This is a genomic window from Actinomycetospora termitidis, assembly GCF_030286555.1.
In the GTDB taxonomy this organism is placed as follows: Bacteria; Actinomycetota; Actinomycetes; order Mycobacteriales; family Pseudonocardiaceae; genus Actinomycetospora; species Actinomycetospora termitidis.
This window is the reverse complement of the sequence record NZ_JASVWF010000003.1, coordinates 86284-106491: the sequence shown is the minus strand read 5'-3', so window position 1 is coordinate 106491 and position 20208 is coordinate 86284. Positions and strand designations below refer to the sequence as shown.

The following is a 20208-nucleotide window of genomic DNA, read 5'->3' as shown; positions in this document are numbered from 1 at the left end:
CCCAGTGTTCCCCGTGCCAGCAGGGACCGTCGGTACCGATCCGGGCGCGCCTGATCGCTCTGCGAAGTTGCTCCGAACGGCTCTTGATCTTCTCGAACGCGTGTTCGACGATGGGTTCATGACGGCAGCGGTGTGGACCTTCGACCCCAGCAAGGGGTCGTGGTTCACGCGCGCCGACCGCACGCAGGCCGCGGCGGAGCCGCAGGAACCCATCGCACGGTTGCTGCGCCTGGCACCCGACCTCGCCACACGCCCGCAGCCCGGAGAGCCGACCAGCGACGGCGCCGCCGAATGGGCAGTGCCGGGCCTCGACCACGGCGAGACCGATCGGGACGAGGACGGCCTGTCGGCGCGGTCGCGGGAGGCGCTGGCCGAGATGGCCACCGCAGTACGGGCCCACCGGCTCACCGGGGCGCGGGTGTACCGGGCGCTCACCGCGCTCAAAGCCAGCGACGCGTTGGCGGAGTCCGGGTACCGGCACCTGTCCCGGCTGCTGGCCGATCACGTGCGCCTCGACCCCGCCGAGACCAACCGGCTCGCCCGGCACGCCGCGGCGCTGCACGAGACCACCAGCCCGTCCGGGGCAGTGGTGCCCGCCGACCTGCCGGCAACCAGCTCGTCCGTCGATGACGGCACCGTGGGTGACGGGCACGTCGAGGTCATCCGCGACACCATGCGCCGGCTCTCGACGGTCGAGGACCTGGACCCCGAACTGCTCGCGGTCACCGAACAACAACTCGCCGCGCTCGCCGCGACGCACTCCCCGATCGCGCTCAAGGGCGCGGCGTCGGTGATCGCCGACCGCCTCGACCCCGACGGCGCCGCGCCCGCGGAGGACCCGCCGCAGCAGGATGAGCTGAGCTACACCCGACGGGGCAACGGTGACCTGCACGCGAAGGTGATCCTGCGTGACCCGGTCTCGGCGGAGTTGTTCGACCAGGCTATCCGCGCCGCCACCCTGCCCCCGGAGTCCGCCGCGGTGGCCGACCCTGACACCGGCGCTGCCCCCGTCGCCGAGAACGGCGAGCGGGGTGAGGCCCCCGAGGTCGAGGCCGACCACTCCAAGCCCGCCCGGCAGGCCGCCGCCCTGATCGACCTGCTCAACGCCGGCCTCACCGAAGGCCTCGACGAACCCGACGAGACTGCGTCCCAGCAGCCGCCGCTGTTCGACCACCACGATGACAGCGACGACGACCACGACGACCGGGCCGACCGGGCCGACCGGGCTGAGTTCGGTGGCCCCGACCCCGACTACACCCCCGACCCCGCGCGGTCCGACACCACCGGCGACACCGATGGCGGCGGCGAGACCTCGGCCGCCGGGAGCGACCGCGACTGGGAACCTCCCGAGAACGCGGGTTCGAACCCCGTGGGCGCCGAAGCCGAGCCGCCACCGCCCACAGCGCCGTCACCACCGCGCCCGGGTAACCCGAGACGGCGCAAGCCCGGGGACACCAGCCCGATCCAACTGACCGTGACCGTCGACTACGACACCCTGCGCGACCAACTCGCCGACCGCAGCCAGGCTCTTGCCCTGCTCGGCGACGCCACCTGGATCCGCCCCAAAACCGTGCGGCAGTTGGCTTGTGATGCCGAGATCATCCCCATGGTCCTCGGCTCGAAGGGCGAGGTCCTCGACGTCGGCCGCAAGTCCCGCACCCCACCGGCCGGGCTCGTCCGCGCCGTGCGCCGCCGCGACCGGCACTGCGCCTTCCCCGGCTGCCGCCGGAGAGCCCGCCGCTCCCAGATCCACCACATCCAGCACTGGGGCCACGACGGCGACACCGAGCTCGACAACCTGGTCTGCCTGTGCGTCTACCACCACGGGCTGGTGCACCGGTCGGGCTGGGAGATCGTCATGGACCAACGGCTGCCCTGGTTCATCCCCCCGAAATGGCTCGACCCCACCCGGACACCCCGCCGCAACCGGCCCTGGACCATGGCGGCAGGGTGAGGGATCAGCGGCCCGAGAGCAGCAGCAGGGCGTACGCCGCGATCGACTGGGCGTCGGTGATCTCGCCGGCGCGCACCCGGTCCTCGAACTCCCCGCGGGTGACCCAGGCCGCGCGCATGTCGGCCTCGGTCTCCTCGCGGTCAGGTTCACCCGCGACGAGGTCGGTGGCCAGGAAGGCGCGCCCGCGCTGGGAGGACAGGCCGGGGGCGACGTCGAGCAGGCCCAGCGGGTGCCACGACCGGGCGGTCAACCCGGTCTCCTCCTGCAGTTCCCGGGCGGCGAGCTCCGACGGGTCCATGACCGCCCGGTCGGGGGCGGTGCCCTGCGGGAACTCCCACCGGCGCAGGCCGATCGGGTAGCGGAACTGCTCGACCAGCATCATCCGGTCGCCCTCCAGGGCGATCACCAGCGCGTAGTGCGGCTTGTCGACGACCCCGTAGATCCCCTCGCCGCCATCGGGGCGGACGAACGTGTCCTCGCGGATCGTCATCCACGGGTTGGCGTAGATCTCGCGCGAGCTGGTGGTCTCCACACCCCGCGATGATCCACGACGGGCGTCTGGAACCCTCTCAGGAGTGCGTCTCGTCATCGCCCGCTGCACGGTCGACTACGCCGGGCGCCTCACCGCGCACCTGCCCAGCGCGATCCGACTCCTGCTCGTCAAGGCGGACGGGTCGGTGAGCGTCCACGCCGACGACCGCGCCTACAAGCCCCTGAACTGGATGAGCCCGCCGTGCTGGCTCACCGAGGAGCCCGGTACGTGGGTCGTACGCAACAAGGCCGACGAGACGCTGACGATCACGCTCGAGGAGATCCAGCACGACTCCACTCACGAGCTCGGCGTCGACCCCGGCCTGGTCAAGGACGGCGTCGAGGCGCACCTGCAGGAACTCCTCGCGGAGCACGTCACGACCCTCGGGGACGGCTGGACCCTCGTCCGCCGCGAGTACCCGACGGCGATCGGCCCGGTCGACCTGCTCTGTCGCGATCACGACGGCGGGTCCGTGGCGGTCGAGATCAAGCGGCGCGGCGAGATCGACGGGGTCGAGCAGCTCACCCGGTACCTCGAACTGCTCAACCGGGACCCGCTGCTCGCCCCGGTCGCCGGCATCTTCGCCGCGCAGCAGATCAAGCCGCAGGCCCGGGTGCTCGCCACCGACCGCGGCATCCGCTGCGTGACGCTGGACTACGACGCCCTGCGCGGGATCGAGTCCGACGTGTTCCGGCTCTTCTGAGCACGACCTGATGCGCCTCCCGTCGATCCGCCGCACCCCGAAGCGGCAGGTCCTGCCGGCCGAGGTGGGCGGGGAGTGCGTGTTCTGCGCGATCGTCGCCGGCACCGCCGAGCGCAGCCTGGTCCACGACGACGGGGTCGCGGTCGCCTTCCTCGACCTGCAGCCGGCGGTCACCGGGCACACGCTCGTCGTCCCGCGCCGCCACGTCGTCGACCTCGTCGGCCTGACCGCCGAGGAGGGCGCTGGGGTGTGGGAACTGGGACGGCGGGTCGCGGCGGCCGCCCGCGGGGCCGGGCTCGCGGACGGCGTGAACCTCTTCCTCGCCGACGGCCCGACGGCGGGTCAGGAGGTCTGGCACGCGCACCTGCACGTCCTCCCGCGCACGGCAGGCGACGGGCTGCGGCTCGACGGCCGGTTCCGGCTCGCGGAGCGGGCAGAGCTCGACACGACCGCCGATCGGCTCCGGGCAGCACTCGCCAGATAGGTGTACCCGCCGGTAACGTCCCGCGCCATGACCAGCACGGCAGCGCGGCCCGAAGCGAGCACCGACCCGTCGTCGGGAAAGACCTTCGACTCGCTCGACCCGCGGGACGGCTCCGTCATCGCGACGTATCCGCTCCAGGGGCCGGACGAGGTGCGCTCCGTCGTCGACCGCGCCCGCCGCGCCGCGCAGTGGTGGGCCGACCTCGGCTTCGACGGGCGACGGGAGCGGCTGGGCGCGTGGCGCAAGCTGCTGATCGAGCGCACGGACGAGCTGGCCGAGCTCGTGAGCCGCGAGACCGGCAAGCCGCTCGACGACGCCCGGCTCGAGGTCGTCCTCGTCATCGACCACCTGCACTGGGCGGGCAAGCACGCGAAGGCGGCGCTGGGTCGCAAGCGCTTCGAGGCCGGCGCGCTGATGGTGAACCACAAGGCGACGATCGAGTACCGCCCGCTCGGCGTGATCGGGGTGCTCGGGCCGTGGAACTACCCGGTCTTCACGCCGATGGGCTCGATCGGCTACGCGCTCGCCGCCGGCAACGCCGTCGTGTTCAAGCCGAGCGAGCTGACCCCGACCGTCGGGAAGTGGCTGGTGGACTCGTTCGCCGAGGTGCTGCACCGCACGGACGGCTACGGCGAGGGCCTGTTCAGCCTGGTCACCGGCGAGGGGGAGACGGGCGCGGCGCTGTGCCGGGTCGGCGTGGACAAGGTCGCCTTCACCGGCTCGACCGCCACGGCGAAGAAGGTCATGGCGACCTGCGCGGAGACCCTCACCCCGATCCTCGTCGAGTGCGGCGGCAAGGACGCGCTGCTCGTCGACCACGACGCCGACCTGGACGACGCCGCGGCCGCCGCGGTGTGGGGAGCGATGTCGAACGCCGGGCAGACCTGCATCGGCGTGGAGCGGGTGTACGTCGTCGAGTCGGTCGCCGAGGAGTTCCTGGACAAGGTCGCCCAGCGGGCCGCGAAGCTGCACCCGGGCGGTGAGCCGCGGTCGGTGTACGGCCCGATCACGATGCCGAGCCAGATCGGTGTGATCTCCGGCCAGATCGACGACGCGCTGACGAAGGGCGGCCGGGCCGTCCTCGGCGGTCGGGAGTCCGTCCGTGCCCCGTACGTCGACCCCGTGGTGCTCGCCGACGTGCCGGAGGACTCGACCGCGGTCACCGAGGAGACGTTCGGGCCGACCGTCGTCGTCAACCGGGTCCGCGACATCGACGAGGCCGTCGAGCGCGCCAACGCGTCGAAGTACGGGCTCGGCGGGTCGGTCTTCGCCAAGAAGCGCGGGTACGAGGTCGCGCGGAAGCTGCGGGTCGGGATGGTGTCGGTCAACGGCGTCATCGCCTTCGCCGCGATGCCCTCGCTGCCCTTCGGCGGGGTCGGCGACTCGGGCTTCGGGCGCATCCACGGCCGGGACGGGCTGCGCGAGTTCACGCGCGCGCTGGCGGTCTCCGAGCGCCGATTCAAGAGCATCAACGTCATGACGTTCGACCGGCCCGGCTGGGTGGTCAAGCTGCTGTCCGTGCTGGCCGGGGTCATCTACCGACGGAACCGGTAAAGCGCGCGGAGGGGTGCGTCACGTGCGGGTGCGTGGGGTGGGTCCCACGCCCGCGACGTGCCACGATCGCGAGAATCTCAGCTTCCGACGAAGGGACGAGTAGTGGCGCGCGAGTTCGCCCGGGTGGGTGTGGTCGGCCTCGGCACGATGGGGGCGGGCATCGTCGAGGTGTTCGCCAAGGGCGGCATCGAGGTGGTCGCGGTCGAGGTCACCGAGGCCGCCGCCGCGCACGGCAAGGAGCAGATCGAGTCCTCCACCGCGCGCGCCGTCTCCCGCGGGAAGCTCGCCGAGGACGACCGTGCCGCCCTGCTGAAGCGTGTCACCGTCACCACCGACATGGCGCAGCTCGGCGACGTCGCGCTCGTCGTCGAGGCGGTGCCCGAGCGCCTCGAGCTCAAGAGCGAGGTCTTCGCGGCGCTCGACAAGGTCTGCGCGGCGGACACGATCTTCGCCTCGAACACCTCGTCACTGTCGATCACAGAGCTGTCGGTGCGCACGCAGCGGCCGAGCAAGGTCGTCGGGATGCACTTCTTCAACCCGGCGCCGGTGCAGCCGCTGGTGGAGCTCGTGCGCACCGTCGTCACCGAGCCCGACGTGGTCGACGACGTCCGCGCGCTGGCCGAGCGCCTGGGCAAGTCGCCGGTGGTCTGCGGCGACCGCGCCGGTTTCATCGCGAACCAGCTGCTGTTCACGTACCTGAACCAGGCCGTGGGCATGTTCGAGTCGCACTACGCGGGCCGCGAGGACCTCGACGCCGCGATGAAGTTCGGCTGCGGCTACCCGATGGGCCCGCTGGCGCTGATGGACCTCATCGGCCTCGACACCGCCTACGAGATCCTCGAGGAGATGTACCGGCAGTCGCGCAACCAGCGGCACGCGCCGGCGCCGATCCTCAAGCAGATGATCACCGCCGGGCTCCTCGGCCGGAAGACCGGTCGCGGCTTCTACACCTACGCCGAGCCGGGCTCGTCCCAGGTCGTCGCCGATGCACTGACCCCGCCGCCGCCCGGGTCGGACGACGCGACGCTGCGCCCGATCTCGCGGGTCGGCGTGGTCGGCACCGGGACGATGGCCACCGGCATCGCGGAGGTCTTCGCGAAGGCCGGCTACGACGTCGTCGTGCGGGGTCGCTCGGAGTCCAAGGGCGAGGGTGCCGTCGCCGCGGTGCGCAAGTCGCTGGAGAAGGCCGTGGTCAAGGGCAAGCTGACCGAGGAGGCGCGCGACGAGACGCTCGGGCGCATCTCCACCACGGTCGACTTCTCCGGGCTCGCCGAGTGCGACATCGTCGTCGAGGCGATCGCCGAGGACCTCGAGGTCAAGCAAGCCGCGTTCTCCGCGCTCGACGAGGTCTGCAAGCCCGGGACGATCCTCGCGACGACGACCTCGTCGCTGCCGGTCGTGGAGTGCGCCGCGGCGACCTCCCGCCCGGCCGACGTCATCGGCATGCACTTCTTCAACCCGGCCGCCGTCATGAAGCTGGTCGAGATCGTCTCGCCGATCACCACGGCACCCGACGTCACCGCGACCGTGCGGGACCTCTGCGCGAAGATCAAGAAGGCGCCGGTGCTCTGCGGGGACCGCGCGGGCTTCATCGTCAACGCGCTGCTCTTCCCCTACCTGAACGACTCGGTGGCGATGCTCGACGCGCACTACGCGACCGTCGACGACATCGACTCGGCCATGAAGAACGGCTGTGGCCTGCCGATGGGCCCGTTCGCGCTGCTCGACGTCGTGGGCCTGGACGTCTCGCTCGCCATCGAGCGGTCGCTCTACCAGGAGTTCCGCGTGCCCGGGTTCGCCCCGACGCCGCTGCTGGAGCACCTGGTGACGGCGGGCCGGCTCGGCCGCAAGACCGGGCACGGGTTCCGGGACTACCGGTGAGCCCCTGGGCGTAGCGCCCATGTCGCGCAAGAACCGCCGAATGGCGGGCGGGGAGGCCCGTCCGCTGTTCGGTGGCGCCCTGTCCTACGTCGAGCGCGGCGGGCGGCGTTGGGCGGTGCGGGCGATCAGCGGGTCGTCCGCGACGAAGACCTACCGCTGCCCGGGGTGCAACCAGGAGATCCGGCCGGGCACCTCGCACGTCGTCGCGTGGCCGGTCGACGAGGTCGGCGGCGGTGACGAGCGCCGGCACTGGCACTCGGGGTGCTGGCGGCGATGAGCGGGTCGGCCGAGTCCCTGCCGCGGAGGCTCGCACGGTGGCTGCTAGGAGCGTTCCTGACGACGGCCGGGGTCACCCACCTCGGTCCGTTCCGGGTCGCGTTCCGCGGGCAGGTGCCCTCGTGGTTCCCGGTCGACGCGGACCTCGTCGTCCTGGTCTCGGGGGTCGTCGAGATCGTCCTCGGGCTCGCGCTGCTCATCCTTGCTTCCCGACGACGGGTCGTGGGGGTCGTCGTCGCGCTGTTCTTCGTCGCGATCTTCCCGGGCAACCTGTGGCAGTACCTCGACGGGGTGTCCGCGTTCGGGCTCGACGACGACCGGTCCCGCCTCACCCGGCTGTTCTTCCAGCCCGTGCTGGTGCTCTGGGCGCTGTGGGTCGCGGAGGTGTTCACCCGAACCAGCCGGCGGGAGCGGTCCCGCTCAGCCGCCGGGTGAGCGCGCGGGCGGCCGACCGGGTCGCCGCGGCGATCTCCTCCTCGCCGGTCGCGGCCCGATCGCCGCGACCGGTCACGCTGAACGCCGCCACGGGCGCGCCGTGGTGGTCGAACGCGCACGCGCCGACCGACCGCATCCCCGCGGTGATCATCCCGTCCTCCCGGGCCCACCCGCGGGCGTGTTCGGCGGCGAGCAGTTCGCGGAGCTCGGGCAGGGACGTCGGACCGGACTCCGTCCGGGTCACCAGGGGCGCCGCGAACAACGCCCGGAGCTGGGCCGGGGCCAGGTGTGCCAGCATCGACCGCCCGTTGGCCGTGAGCGAGGCGGGGAGCCGGACCCCGACGTCGGTGACCAGCGAGACCGGGAAGGCCTGCCGCGGCGGCCGTTCCTTGACCAGGTAGAGCGAGTCCGGGCCGTGCAGGATCCCGAGGTGCGCGGTCTCGCCGGTGCGGGCGGCCAGGCGCCGGGCGAGCGGTCGGCCGAGGTGCTCCAGCGGCGCGTGGCGCAGGTACGCGCTCCCGATCTCGAAGGCCGCCACGCCCAGCCCGTACGCCCGTTGTTCGGGGTAGTGCAGGACGAAGCCGCGCTCGGTGAGCACCGCCAGCAGGTGGTAGGCCGACGAGCGCGGCATCCCGAGCTCCCGGATCAACGCGGCGCCGGGCACTGGGCCGGAGCGGCCCGCGAGGTGGAGCAGGACGTCCAGCGCCTTCCCGACGGCGGGTGAGGTGCTGCTGCCCACGGGTGCCTCCTCGGACGTCTCGAATCCGAGACGACCGTAGCCCGTAGGCCCTGGGGCGGGAGACGGCGATCCGGTGCACTCGGAGCACGCCACCCGACCCCTGACGTGGAGGACCCCGTGACCTCGTCACCCACCCGCCCCGCGGTGCGGGCCCCGCGCGGCACCGAGCTCTCCTGCCGCGGCTGGCAGCAGGAGGCCGTGCTGCGGATGCTGTGCAACAACCTCGACCCCGAGGTCGCCGAGCACCCCGAGGACCTCGTCGTCTACGGCGGTACCGGCCGTGCCGCGCGGAGCTGGGAGGCGTTCGACGCGATCGTCGCGTGCCTGCGCGACCTCGCCGACGACGAGACCCTGCTGGTGCAGTCCGGGAAGCCGGTCGGGGTCCTGCGGACGCACACCTGGGCGCCGCGGGTGCTGATCGCGAACGCCAACCTCGTCGGCGACTGGGCGGACTGGACGCAGTTCCGCCGGCTCGAGGCGGCCGGGCTCACGATGTACGGGCAGATGACGGCCGGCTCGTGGATCTACATCGGCACCCAGGGGATCCTGCAGGGCACCTTCGAGACGTTCGCCGCCGTGGCCCGCCGGCGCTTCGGCGGCACGCTCGCCGGCACCGTCACCCTGACGGCGGGCCTGGGCGGCATGGGCGGCGCGCAGCCGCTCGCCGTCACGATGAACGACGGTGTCGCGCTGTGCGTCGAGGCCGACCCGACCCGCGTCGAGCGCCGCATCGCCCACCGGTACCTCGACGTCCGCGCGGACGACCTGGACCACGCCCTGCGGCTCGCCGTCGAGGCGCGGGACGCGCGGCGGCCGCTGTCGATCGGGGTGGTCGGCAACGCCGCCGAGGTCGTACCGGAGCTGCTGCGCCGCGAGGCCCCGATCGACGTCGTCACCGACCAGACCTCGGCGCACGACCCGCTCTCCTACCTCCCGATCGGGATGGCGGTGGAGGACCTCCGCGCCGCCGCGGCCGCCGACCCGGAGGGCGTCACCGTGCGGGCCCGGGCGGCGATGGCCGCGCACGTCGAGGCGATGGTCGGGTTCGCCGACCGCGGCGCCGAGGTGTTCGACTACGGCAACTCGCTGCGGGACGAGGCCCGCCGCGGCGGCTACGACCGGGCGTTCGCCTTCCCCGGCTTCGTCCCCGCGTACATCCGCCCGCAGTTCGAGGAGGGGCGCGGCCCGTTCCGGTGGGCGGCGCTGTCCGGCGATCCCGCCGACATCGCCGCGACCGACCGCGCGATCCTCGACCTCTTCCCGGACGACGACGCCCTGCGCCGGTGGATCACGATGGCCGGCGAGCGGGTCGCGTTCGAGGGCCTGCCCGCCCGCATCTGCTGGCTCGGCTACGGCGAGCGGCACCGGGCCGGGCTGCGGTTCAACGAGATGGTCGCGTCCGGCGAGCTGAGCGCGCCGGTCGTCATCGGCCGCGACCACCTGGACTCCGGATCGGTCGCGTCGCCCTACCGCGAGACCGAGGCGATGCTCGACGGTTCGGACGCGATCGCGGACTGGCCGCTGCTGAACGCCCTGGTCAGCACGGCGTCCGGAGCCACCTGGGTGTCGTTGCACCACGGCGGCGGGGTCGGGATCGGCCGCTCCCAGCACGCGGGCCAGGTGTGCGTCGCCGACGGCACGGCGCTCGCGGCGGCGAAGCTGGAGCGGGTGCTGACGAACGACCCGGCGACCGGCGTGCTGCGCCACGCCGACGCGGGCTACCCGCATGCGCGCGCCGTCGCCGCCGAGCGCGGGCTCCGCGTGCCGATGGAGGATCGATGAGCACGTTCGACGGTCTGTGGGCTGACATCGCCGACATCGGCCGCCACCGGACGACCGGCGGTTACCGCCGCTCCGCCTGGGACGACGCCGACCTGACCCTGCGGGAGTGGTTCACCGGCGCGGCCGAGGCCCGCGGTCTCGACGTGGAGCGCGACCGCAACGGCAACCTGTGGGCGTGGTGGCTCCCGGCGGGCCGGTCCGGGGACCCGGAGGGCGCCGTCGTCACCGGCTCGCACCTGGACTCGGTGCCCGACGGCGGCGCCTTCGACGGCCCGCTCGGCGTGGTCTCGTCGTTCGCGGCCGTCGACGCCCTGCGCGCCGAGGGCTTCGCGCCGCGCCGGCCGATCGGTGTCGTCTGCTTCGGCGACGAGGAGGGCGCGCGGTTCGGGGTCGCATGCGTCGGGTCGCGGCTGTCCACCGGCGCGCTGGACCCGGACCGCGCGCGGGCCCTGCGGGATGCCGACGGGCGCACGCTGGCCGAGGTGCTCGGTCGGGCGGGGGTCGACCCGGCGGGGCTGGGTCGCGACGACGGGCTGGCCCGCCGCGTCGGCACGTTCGTCGAGCTGCACGTGGAGCAGGGGCGCGCGCTCGACCGGCTCGACCGGCCGGTGGCGGTCGCGTCGTCGATCTGGCCGCACGGCCGCTGGCGGCTGCGCTTCACCGGCGAGGCGAACCACGCCGGGGCCACCCTGCTCGTCGACCGGCACGACCCGATGCTGCCGTGCGCGGCCACGGTCGCCGCCGCCCGCGCCCGCGCGCGGCAGCACGGCGCGGTGGCCACGATCGGGAAGCTCGCGGTGGCCCCGAACGGCGCGAACGCGATCGCCTCCGAGGTGGTCGCGGTGCTGGACGCGCGCGCCCCGTCGGAGACCGTGCTGGGGGCGCTCACCGCGGACGTGTTCGCCGACGCCGCTGCGCACGCCCGGGCCGAGGGCACCGAGGTCGAGGTCGTCGCCGAGTCGCTGTCGCCGGTCGTCGCGTTCCCCGACGGCCCGCGGGAACGCATCCGCGCGGTCCTCGGTGACCTGCCCGTGCTGCCGACGGCCGCCGGCCACGACGCCGGGGTGCTCGCCGCCGAGGTCCCCACGGCGATGCTGTTCGTCCGCAACCCGACCGGGGTCTCGCACTCGCCGGCCGAGCACGCCGAGCGCGACGACTGCCTGGCCGGGGTCGAGGCGCTGACCGCGGTCCTGCGGGACGGAGCGTCAGCATGAGCGCCTGGTGGTGCGAGCACGTGTGGACCGGCACCGGGCCGGTGCAGCGCGACGTCCTCGTCACCGTCGACGACGGTCGGATCACCGCCGTCACCCCGGGCGTGCCCCGGCCCGCCGGGGTCCCGGCGCTGCGGGGCCTCGTCGTCCCGGGCTTCGCGAACGCGCACTCGCACGCCTTCCACCGGCTGCTCCGGGCGCGCACGCAGCAGGGACGTGGCTCGTTCTGGACCTGGCGCGACCTCATGTACCGGGCCGCCGACCGCCTCACCCCGGACTCCTACCGCGAGGTCGCGACCGCCGTGTTCGCGGAGATGACGCTGGCCGGGGTCACGGGGGTCGGGGAGTTCCACTACCTGCACCACGCGCCCGGCGGCCGGCGCTACGCGGACCCGAACGCGATGGGCCTCGCGCTCGCGGACGCCGCCCGGGCTGCCGGGCTCCGGCTGACCCTGCTCGACACGTGCTACCTCACCGCGGACGTGAGCGGCGCACCCGTCGTCGGGACCCAGGAGCGGTTCTCCGACGGCTCCGCGGACGCCTGGGCCGCGCGGGTCGACGACCTCCACGCGAGGGTGTCCGGGGTCGACGGCGTCCTCGTCGGTGCCGCCGCGCACTCGGTCCGGGCCGTCCCGCCGTCGCAGCTGCCCGCGGTCGTGGAGTGGGCCGCAGCCCGGGGCGCGCCGCTGCACGCCCACGTCGCCGAGCAGACCGCCGAGGTCGACGCCTGCCGCGCGGTGCACGGCGCGACCCCGGTCGAGCTGCTCGATGGGCACGGGGTACTCGGGCCGCGCACCACCGCCGTCCACGCGACCCACCTCAGCCCGTCCGACGTCACGGCACTGCGCACGAGCGGCACCGGCGTGTGCTTCTGCCCGACGACCGAGCGCGACCTCGGCGACGGGATCGGCCCCGCGTCCGCCCTGTTCGCGGAGCCGGCGGTCCCGCTGTCCCTCGGGTCGGACAGCCACGCCGTCATCGACCTGCTGGAGGAGGCCCGCGCCGTGGAGCTCGACGAGCGGCTGGCCCGCCGGGAGCGCGGGGTGCTCGACGCGGAGACCCTGCTGACGTGCGCGACCCGTCACGGGCACCGGTCCCTCGGGGTCTCCGACGCCGGGACGATCGCCCCGGGCGCGCGGGCGGACCTGGTCGCGCTGGACCTGGCGTCGGTGCGCACCGCGGGTGGGGGTGCGACCGTCGAGACCGCGGTGTTCGCCGCCGGGGCCGCCGACGTCAACGACGTGCTCGTCGACGGCCGCGTCGTGGTCGCGGACCGTCGGCACACCACCGTGCCGGACGCCGCCCACCGGCTGGCCGCCGTCACGGCCCGGGTCCTCGACGACGAGGAGCGTGCGGCGTGAGCGTGCTGCACACCGGGATCGGCGAGCTGGTCACGAACGACCCCGCCATCGGCGACGGGTCGGTCCTCGGGCTCCTGCACGACGCCGCCCTGGTCACCGACGGCGACCGGGTCGCCTGGGTCGGGCCTGCGGCCCGCGCTCCGGCCGCCGACCACCGGGTCGACCACGAGGGTGATGCCGTCGTGCCCGGCTTCGTCGACAGCCACGCCCACCTCGTGTTCGCGGGGGAGCGCTCGGCGGAGTTCGCCGCCCGCGCGAGCGGCCGCCCCTACACCGCGGGCGGCATCCGCACCACGGTCGCCGCCACCCGCGCGGCCTCCGACGAGGCCCTCGCCGCCGGCGTCGCGAGCCTGGCCCGGGAGCTGCTCGCGGCCGGCGTCACGACCTTCGAGACGAAGAGCGGCTACGGGCTCACGGTCGACGACGAGCGCCGGGCGCTGGAGATCGCCGGCCGGTTCACCCCGGAGACCACCTACCTCGGGGCGCACGTGGTCCCGGCCGAGTACGCCGACCACCGCGCGGACTACGTCGACCTGGTGTGCGGCCCGATGCTGGACGCGTGCGCACCGCACGCCCGCTGGGTGGACGTGTTCTGCGAGACCGGGGCGTTCGACGTCGACGAGGCCCGCGCCGTGCTGGAGGCCGGCCGCGACCGGGGCCTCGGGATGCGGGTGCACGCGGGCCAGCTCGGGCAGGGTGAGGGGGTGCGACTCGCGGTGGACCTCGGAGCGGCCGCGGTCGACCACTGCACGTACCTGTCCGACGACGACGTCGAGGGCCTCGCCGCGGGGCCCACGGTGGCGACCCTGCTGCCCGGGGTCGAGTTCAGCACGCGCACGGCGTGGGCGGACGGCCGGCGCCTGCTCGACGCGGGGGCCATGGTCGCGCTGGCGACCGACTGCAACCCGGGGAGCTCCTACACGTCGAACATCGCGTTCTGCCTCGCGCTCGCCGTGCGGCACCAGGGGCTGACCCCGGCCGAGGCGCTGCACGCGGCGACGGCGGGTGGGGCGGCGGCGCTCCGGCGTCCCGACGTCGGGTCGCTCGTCCCCGGCGCCCGGGCCGACCTGGTCCGGCTCGCGGCCCCGTCGTACGTGCACCTGGCCTACCGCCCGGGGGTGCCGCTGGTGCGGGAGGTCTGGCGTGGGGGCGTCCCGAGCGAGGAGGAGAGATGACCGACCCGGACGCCTTCGTCGTCGACGGGAGCACGCTGAGCTGCGACGACGTGGTCCGCGTCGCGACCGGCGACGGGCCCGTCAGGGTCGCGCCGGAGGCGATGAAGGCCGTCCACCTCGCGTGGGAGACCGCGTGTGCGGCGAGCTCGACCCGGCCCGTCTACGGCCGCACCACCGGCGTCGGGGCGAACCGCGAGGCCGTCGTCGGGAGCGGGCCCGGGGAGCACGACCTGCGGCTGCTGCGCAGCCACGCCGCCGGGGTCGGCGACCTGCTCGAACCCGCCGTCGTCCGGGCGGCCATGCTGATCCGGCTCAACCAGCTCGCGGCCGCGGGCAGCGGCATCCACCCCCGGTTCGTCACCGCGCTGGAGTCCGCGCTGCGGACCGGCGCCGTCCCGACGGTCCACGACGGCGGGTCCATCGGCACGGGCGACCTCGCCACCCTCGCCGAGATCGGTCTCGCGCTCACCGGGCACGTCCCGTGGGCGCGCGGTGCCGTGCGGTCGGTCGCGCTCGAGCCGGGCGACGCGTTGGCGTTCATGTCCTCGAACGCCGTCACGCTGGCCCGGGCCGTGCTCGCGACCGACGAGCTGAGCCGGCTGCTCGCCTCCGCGCACACCGTGACCGCACTGTCCTACTGCGCCCTCGCGGGGTCCCCGGAGGCGTTCGCCGAACAGGTCCACGCCCGCCGTCCGCACCCCGGCTCGGTACGCGCGGCCGCCCGGATGCGGGAGCTGCTGTGGCACGAGGGCGACCTCAGCCCGGGCCGCCGCATCCAGGACCCGTTCGGGCTGCGCGCGTTCCCGCAGGTGCACGGCCCGGCGCTGGACGCGGTCGACCGGCTGCGGGCCACGCTGGAGATCGAGGTGAACGCGGCCGCGGAGAACCCGCTGATCGACGTCGCCGGCGGCGGGGTGTTCCACCACGGCCTGTTCTCGACGGCGTACGTCGCGCTGGCGCTGGACCAGGTCCGCGCGGCGGTGCACCACGCCGCGGAGCTCTCGGCCGCCCGGCTCGGCGACCTGATGGAGCCGGAGTTCACGGGCCTGGCCCCGTTCCTCGCCGCCGGGCCCGAGGGCAGCTCCGGGCTGATGATCCTCGAGTACCTCACGCACGACGCGCTCGGCCGGCTGCGCCACTCCGCGGGCCCGGTCACCGTCGGCACGTCGGTGATCTCGCGGGGCGTGGAGGACCACGCGAGCTTCACCCCGCACGCCGCCCGCAGCACGGCCGCCTCCGTGGAGAGCTACCGCACGGTGCTGGCGTGCGAGCTCGTCGCGGCGGTCCGGGTGCTCCGGCTCACCGGGACCGCGCCCCGCGGCCGCCTGCTCGCGGCGCGCTTCGCGGACCTGGACGCGACCCTGCCCGACGTCCGGGAGGACCACCGGGTCGGCGACGACGTCCACGCGGCGAGCGTGGCGATCGACCGCTGGGGCCGGACCCCTCAGCCGGGGGTGTCGCCGTAGGCGACCACGGACAGGAAGCGGATCGGCAGCTCCACGAGCTCGCGGGGCCCGTGCGCGCCCTCGCCGTCGAGCTGCAGCGCGTCGCCCGGGCGCATCTCGTAGGAGCTGTCGCCGTGGCCGTAGACCATGGCGCCCTCCAACATGAACAGCAGTTCCGTTCCCGGGTGCTGGAACAGCGGGAACTCCTCGCTGCGCTCGGTGAGCGTGACGAGGTGCGCCTCCATGCGCTTGTGCGGCCCGCGCAGCGCCCCGAGCAGGGTGTAGTCGTGCCCCACGCGAGTGCCCCGCGCGACGATCCGCGCGCCACCGCCGGCCGGGGTGAACACGGCTTCACGGGGCGTGTCGGCGTCCCGGAAGAGCGCCGTCACCGGCACCTCCAGCGCCGACGCCAGCCGCGCGAGCGTCGTGAGCGAGCAGGAGATCTGCGCGTTCTCGATCTTCGACAGCATCGGCTTGGAGATGCCGGTGCGGGTCGCCATCTCGGCCAGGGTCTGGCCCGAGTCGTGCCGGATGCGGCGCACCTGCGCCCCGATCGCACGCTCGAGCCGACCCTCCCCGTCGTCGGGGCCCTCGACCTCGCGGGCCGCCGGACCGTGCTCGACCTGCTCCACCTCGCTCACGCTAGTGGCCCTACCGCATCTGCCCCGCGCCCACGTACGGGTGCGGGCTCGTCAGGAGCGCGCCCTCGGCGAAGCGGGAGAGCCGGAAGTCCGACGCCGGCGTCTCCGGGACCGAGCTGACCCCGTCGACGACGAGGTCGGCCGTGAGCCGTCCGACCTCCGGCGAGATCTTGTAGCCGTGCCCGGAGAACCCGGCGGCGACCACCAGCCCGTCGATCCCGTCCACGCGCGAGATCGCCGGGTTGAAGTCCGGCGTCACGTCGTAGCAGCCGGCGTACGTGGAGGCGATCGACGCGTCCACCAGGCCGGGGAAGCGGGTCCCGACCTTGTCCACCACCAGGTCCACCGTCTCCGGCCGCGCCTGGTTGGAGTACCGGTCGGGATCGGCGGGGTGCAGGACCGCCAGGTCGGAGTTGCCGAACAACAGCTCCCCGGACCCCTCGGGCCGGATGTACTGCAGCGACACCAGGTCGGAGAACACCGGGACCTCGCCGAGCGCCTGGCCCGGGTCGATCAGCACGATCTCCTCGCGGTGCACCGTGATCGGCAGGTCCACGCCGTGCGCCGCGAGCAGCGCCACCGACCACGGGCCGGCCGTGAGGACGACTGCGTCCGCCTCGAGCGTCGAGCCGTCGGTCAGGTGCACGCCCGTCACCCGCCCGTTCGCGACGACGAGTCCGGCGACCTCCGTGCCCTGGCGCAGCGTCGCGCCGGCGCGCCGCGCGGCGGCGGAGAACGCCTGGGCGGTCTGGTAGGCGTCGCCGTAGCCGCCGCGCTCCTCCCAGGCGAACGCGCCGAACGGTTCCAGGTCGGCGACCGGCCAGAGCTTCGCGACCTCGGTGCGGTCGATGTCCTCGGTGCGGACCCCGACGGCGCGCTGGTCGGCCATCGACGCGTGCAGGGCGTCCACGTTCTGCTCGCCGACCCCGACGACGTAGCCGGTCCGATGGAAGCCGGACTCCTCCCCGAGCACGTCGACGGCGTGCTCCAGGGTGTCCAGGCTCCGCGTCGCCATCGCGGCCAGCGACGAGACGCCGTAGTGACAGCGCACGACGCCCGACGACTTCCCGGTCCCGCCGGAGCCGACGGTGTGCCGCTCCAGGATCGTCACGTCGGTGACCCCGCGCTGCGTGAGCGCCCACGCGGTGGCGCAGCCCTCCAGCCCGCCGCCGACGATCAGCACCTCAGGCATGGCTCTTCACTCCCGGAATCCACGTCGTCCCTGCCAGCGGCACGCGCGCCATCGCCGCCGCCTCGACCGTCAGTGCGACGAGGTCCTCCGGCTCGAGGTGGCGCAGGTGCGCCTTGCCGCACGCGCGGGCGATGGTCTGCGCCTCCAGCGTCAGGACCCGCAGGTAGTTCGCGAGCCGCCGGCCACCCTCGACCGGGTCGAGCCGGGCCGAGAGCTCTGGGTCCTGCGTGGTGATGCCGGCCGGGTCGCGGCCGTCCTGGAAGTCGTCGTACATGCCGGCCGCGGAGCCGAGGGCCTCGTACTCGGCGGCGTAGCGCGGGGAGTTGTCGCCCAGCGCGATGAGCGCCGCCGTCCCGATCGCGACCGCGTCCGCGCCCAGCGCCATGGCCTTCGCGACGTCGGCCCCGCTGCGGATGCCACCGGAGACGATCAACTGGACCTTGCGGTGCAGCCCCAGCTCCTGCAGGGCCTGCGCGGCCTGCGGGATCGCGGCGAGCGTCGGGATACCGACGTGCTCGATGAACACGTCCTGCGTCGCGGCCGTGCCGCCCTGCATCCCGTCCACGACGACGACGTCCGCGCCGGCCGCGACCGCCAGCTTCACGTCGTAGTAGGTGCGGGTGGCGCCGACCTTGACGTAGACCGGCTTCTCCCAGTCCGTGATCTCGCGCAGCTCCAGGATCTTGATGGCGAGGTCGTCCGGGCCGGTCCAGTCCGGGTGCCGGCAGGCGCTGCGCTGGTCGATCCCGGCGGGCAGCGTGCGCATCTCGGCGACCCGGTCGGAGATCTTCTGGCCGAGCAGCATCCCCCCGCCGCCGGGCTTGGCGCCCTGCCCGAGCACGACCTCGATCGCGTCGGCCTTGCGCAGGTCGGCGAGGTTCATGCCGTAGCGCGAGGGCAGGTACTGGTAGACGAGGTGCTTGGACTGGCCGCGCTCCTCGGGGGTCATGCCGCCGTCACCCGTCGTCGTGCTGGTGCCGACCTCGCTGGCGCCGCGCCCGAGGGCCTCCTTGGCCTGCGCGGACAGCGCGCCGAAGCTCATCCCCGCGATCGTCACCGGGGTCTGCAGGTGCAGCGGGTAGCGGGCGTTGCGGTCGCCCAGCACGACGTCGGTGTCGCAGCGCTCGCGGTAGCCCTCGAGCGGGTAGCGCGACATCGAGGCGCCGAGGAAGAGCAGGTCGTCGAAGTGCGGCACGGCGCGCTTGGCGCCCCAGCCGCGGATGTCGTAGACGCCGGTCTCGGCCGCGCGCTGGATGTCGTCGATGACGCCCCGGCCGAAGGTCGCGGACTCGCGCAGGGCCATCAGTAACTCCCCGAGTGCTCGCTGGTGAAGTGGTAGAGGCGCCGGGCCGAGCCGTAGCGACGGAACTCGGTCACGTCGTGCTCGAGCCCCGCCGCGGCGAGCAGCTCCGCCAGCTCGGCCCGGTGCTCGTCGCGCATCTCCTTCTCGACGCAGTCCGCGCCGAGCTCCCCGACGCGGCCGCGGACGTAGAGCCGGGCCTCGTAGATCGAGTCGCCGAGCCCGTCGCCGGCGTCGCCGCAGATCACGAGGCGTCCGGCCTGGGCCATGAACGCGCTCATCGGCCCGACCGAGCCGCCGACGACGATGTCCACGCCCTTCATCGAGATACCGCAGCGCATGGACGCGGAGCCCTCGATGACGAGCAGGCCGCCGTGCGCGGTGGCGCCCGCGGACTGGGAGGCGTCGCCGGTGATCCGGACGGTCCCGGACATCATGTTCTCGGCAAGGCCGGTGGCGGCGTTGCCGTGGACCGTCACCGACCCGCCGTCGTTCATGCCGGCGCAGTAGTAGCCGACGTGGCCGTGCACGTCGACCGCGACGCCGCTGTCGATCCCGGCGGCGACGGCGTGCGCGCCCTCGGGGTGGAGCACCTCGTAGCTCTTGACCGACGGGTCGTGCAGCTCCGCGTTCAGCGCGCGGACCGTCGTCGTCGAGAGATCGAACGTCATCGACTCCATGCGTAGACCCTCCCGGGCTCGGGCTCGTAGAGGCGGGCGTGCTCGATGCCGGGCAGCGGCGCGAGCGCGCGGAACTCCGACGCCATCGCCACCCAGGCGTCGGTCTCGGCGATCACCGCGGGCTTGCAGGCGATCGGGTCGCGGACCACGGCGAAGCCGTCCGCGCTGGTCACGAGCAGGGTGTAGAAGCCGTCGAAGGTCTCGCGGAGCGCCAGGAGGGCCTTCTCCAGGTCCTCGCCCTGTGCGAGCCGGGAGGCCACGAAGCGGGCGCCGACCTCGGAGTCGTTCTCCGAGTCGAACGTGACACCCTCACGGGCCAGTTCGCGGCGGATCGAGGCGTGGTTGGAGAACGAGCCGTTGTGCACCAGGCACTGGTCCGGCCCGACGGAGAACGGGTGGCACCCCTCGGGGATCACCGCGGACTCCGTGGCCATCCGGGTGTGCGCGAGGCCCTGCCAGCCCTGGGCGTTCACCAGGTCGTAGGTCGCCGCGAGCTCACGAGGGTGCCCGACGCCCTTGTAGACCGTGAGGTCGTGCCCGGTCCCGACCACGACCGCCGTCGGGAACGACTCCCTCACCCGGGCCACGAGGGTCTCGAGCGGGACGGGAGCGGCCACGATCGTGGTGTCACCCGCCGTCGTGACCAGCGCGTCCAGGTCGGTGGTGTCCGCGTCCGGCGGCAGCAGGACGGAGACGGCCGCGTGGCCCTCGGGCACCCGCCGGTGGTCGCCGTAGACCGCGACTCCCGCGGAGTCCGGGCCGCGCTCGACGACCCCGCACAGCATCGACTCCAGCAGGCGCCCGAGCTGCGGGTACAACTCGGGGTCGCGCAGGTGGAGTCCGACGATTCCGCACATCTTCTC

19 protein-coding genes are annotated in these 20208 nt (G+C 74.0%); 12 read left to right on the top strand and 7 right to left on the bottom strand.

What is annotated here, in order from left to right:
• Window positions 1-118: 118 nt before the first annotated feature.
• Entirely contained in the window at window positions 119-1954 is a 1836-nt protein-coding gene (locus QRT03_RS13950; protein WP_286053474.1) for an HNH endonuclease signature motif containing protein, read from the top strand.
• 4 nt (window positions 1955-1958) lie between these two features.
• Here the strand turns inward: QRT03_RS13950 and QRT03_RS13945 are convergent, their stop codons facing one another.
• Window positions 1959-2486: an NUDIX domain-containing protein gene (locus QRT03_RS13945; protein ID WP_286053473.1), complete on the bottom strand. Its 528-nt coding sequence runs from the start codon at window positions 2484-2486 to the stop codon at window positions 1959-1961.
• A 43-nt stretch (window positions 2487-2529) separates the two neighbouring features.
• Between QRT03_RS13945 and nucS the strand changes: the two genes are divergently transcribed.
• From nucS to QRT03_RS13915, 6 genes are all read left to right on the top strand, one after another.
• Complete coding sequence (nucS, locus tag QRT03_RS13940; RefSeq protein ID WP_286053472.1) at window positions 2530-3189, top strand: endonuclease NucS; 660 nt, start codon at window positions 2530-2532, stop codon at window positions 3187-3189.
• 10 nt (window positions 3190-3199) lie between these two features.
• On the top strand, window positions 3200-3673 hold the full coding sequence (locus tag QRT03_RS13935) for an HIT family protein (RefSeq protein ID WP_286053471.1): 474 nt from the start codon (window positions 3200-3202) through the stop codon (window positions 3671-3673).
• Between the two features lie 27 nt (window positions 3674-3700).
• The gene (locus QRT03_RS13930; RefSeq protein WP_286053470.1) at window positions 3701-5227 is read left to right on the top strand and encodes an aldehyde dehydrogenase family protein; all 1527 of its coding nucleotides are present in this window, start codon (window positions 3701-3703) and stop codon (window positions 5225-5227) included.
• 102 nt (window positions 5228-5329) lie between these two features.
• Window positions 5330-7108 (top strand): 3-hydroxyacyl-CoA dehydrogenase family protein, encoded by a 1779-nt coding sequence (locus QRT03_RS13925; RefSeq protein WP_286053469.1) that lies wholly within the window; start codon window positions 5330-5332, stop codon window positions 7106-7108.
• A 19-nt stretch (window positions 7109-7127) separates the two neighbouring features.
• On the top strand, window positions 7128-7385 hold the full coding sequence (locus QRT03_RS13920; protein WP_425604840.1) for a hypothetical protein: 258 nt from the start codon (window positions 7128-7130) through the stop codon (window positions 7383-7385).
• Window positions 7382-7819, top strand: coding sequence for a DoxX family protein (locus QRT03_RS13915; RefSeq protein WP_286053467.1), 438 nt, complete (start codon window positions 7382-7384; stop codon window positions 7817-7819). The genes QRT03_RS13920 and QRT03_RS13915 overlap by 4 nt, the downstream gene beginning before the upstream one ends.
• Here the strand turns inward: QRT03_RS13915 and QRT03_RS13910 are convergent.
• On the bottom strand, window positions 7773-8558 hold the full coding sequence (locus QRT03_RS13910; RefSeq protein WP_286053466.1) for an IclR family transcriptional regulator: 786 nt from the start codon (window positions 8556-8558) through the stop codon (window positions 7773-7775). The genes QRT03_RS13915 and QRT03_RS13910 overlap by 47 nt on opposite strands.
• A gap of 117 nt (window positions 8559-8675) precedes the next feature.
• Between QRT03_RS13910 and hutU the strand changes: the two genes are divergently transcribed.
• The 5 genes from hutU to QRT03_RS13885 are packed head-to-tail and all read left to right on the top strand — an operon-like array spanning window position 8676 to window position 15553.
• Window positions 8676-10340, top strand: coding sequence for a urocanate hydratase (gene hutU / locus QRT03_RS13905; protein WP_286053465.1), 1665 nt, complete (start codon window positions 8676-8678; stop codon window positions 10338-10340).
• Window positions 10337-11554 (top strand): allantoate amidohydrolase, encoded by a 1218-nt coding sequence (locus QRT03_RS13900; protein ID WP_286053464.1) that lies wholly within the window; start codon window positions 10337-10339, stop codon window positions 11552-11554. The genes hutU and QRT03_RS13900 overlap by 4 nt, the downstream gene beginning before the upstream one ends.
• The gene (locus tag QRT03_RS13895) at window positions 11551-12912 is read left to right on the top strand and encodes a formimidoylglutamate deiminase (protein ID WP_286053463.1); all 1362 of its coding nucleotides are present in this window, start codon (window positions 11551-11553) and stop codon (window positions 12910-12912) included. Before QRT03_RS13900 ends, QRT03_RS13895 begins: the two co-directional genes overlap by 4 nt.
• Window positions 12909-14087, top strand: coding sequence for an imidazolonepropionase (gene hutI, locus QRT03_RS13890; RefSeq protein ID WP_286053462.1), 1179 nt, complete (start codon window positions 12909-12911; stop codon window positions 14085-14087). Before QRT03_RS13895 ends, hutI begins: the two co-directional genes overlap by 4 nt.
• Complete coding sequence (locus QRT03_RS13885) at window positions 14084-15553, top strand: aromatic amino acid ammonia-lyase (RefSeq protein ID WP_286053461.1); 1470 nt, start codon at window positions 14084-14086, stop codon at window positions 15551-15553. The genes hutI and QRT03_RS13885 overlap by 4 nt, the downstream gene beginning before the upstream one ends.
• Here QRT03_RS13885 and QRT03_RS13880 read toward each other — a convergent pair.
• The 5 genes from QRT03_RS13880 to QRT03_RS13860 are packed head-to-tail and all read right to left on the bottom strand — an operon-like array spanning window position 15532 to window position 20202.
• A complete protein-coding gene (locus QRT03_RS13880; RefSeq protein WP_286053460.1) occupies window positions 15532-16173 on the bottom strand; it encodes a helix-turn-helix domain-containing protein in 642 nt (213 codons plus the stop codon). The genes QRT03_RS13885 and QRT03_RS13880 overlap by 22 nt on opposite strands.
• A gap of 10 nt (window positions 16174-16183) precedes the next feature.
• The gene (locus QRT03_RS13875; protein ID WP_286053459.1) at window positions 16184-17365 is read right to left on the bottom strand and encodes an NAD(P)/FAD-dependent oxidoreductase; all 1182 of its coding nucleotides are present in this window, start codon (window positions 17363-17365) and stop codon (window positions 16184-16186) included.
• Window positions 17358-18668, bottom strand: a complete 1311-nt coding sequence (locus tag QRT03_RS13870; RefSeq protein ID WP_286053458.1) for an FMN-binding glutamate synthase family protein — start codon at window positions 18666-18668, stop codon at window positions 17358-17360. Before QRT03_RS13870 ends, QRT03_RS13875 begins: the two co-directional genes overlap by 8 nt.
• Window positions 18668-19345, bottom strand: a complete 678-nt coding sequence (locus QRT03_RS13865) for a glutamate synthase (protein WP_286053457.1) — start codon at window positions 19343-19345, stop codon at window positions 18668-18670. The genes QRT03_RS13870 and QRT03_RS13865 overlap by 1 nt, the downstream gene beginning before the upstream one ends.
• Window positions 19333-20202 (bottom strand): class II glutamine amidotransferase domain-containing protein, encoded by an 870-nt coding sequence (locus QRT03_RS13860; RefSeq protein WP_286053456.1) that lies wholly within the window; start codon window positions 20200-20202, stop codon window positions 19333-19335. Before QRT03_RS13860 ends, QRT03_RS13865 begins: the two co-directional genes overlap by 13 nt.
• Window positions 20203-20208 lie beyond the last annotated feature (6 nt).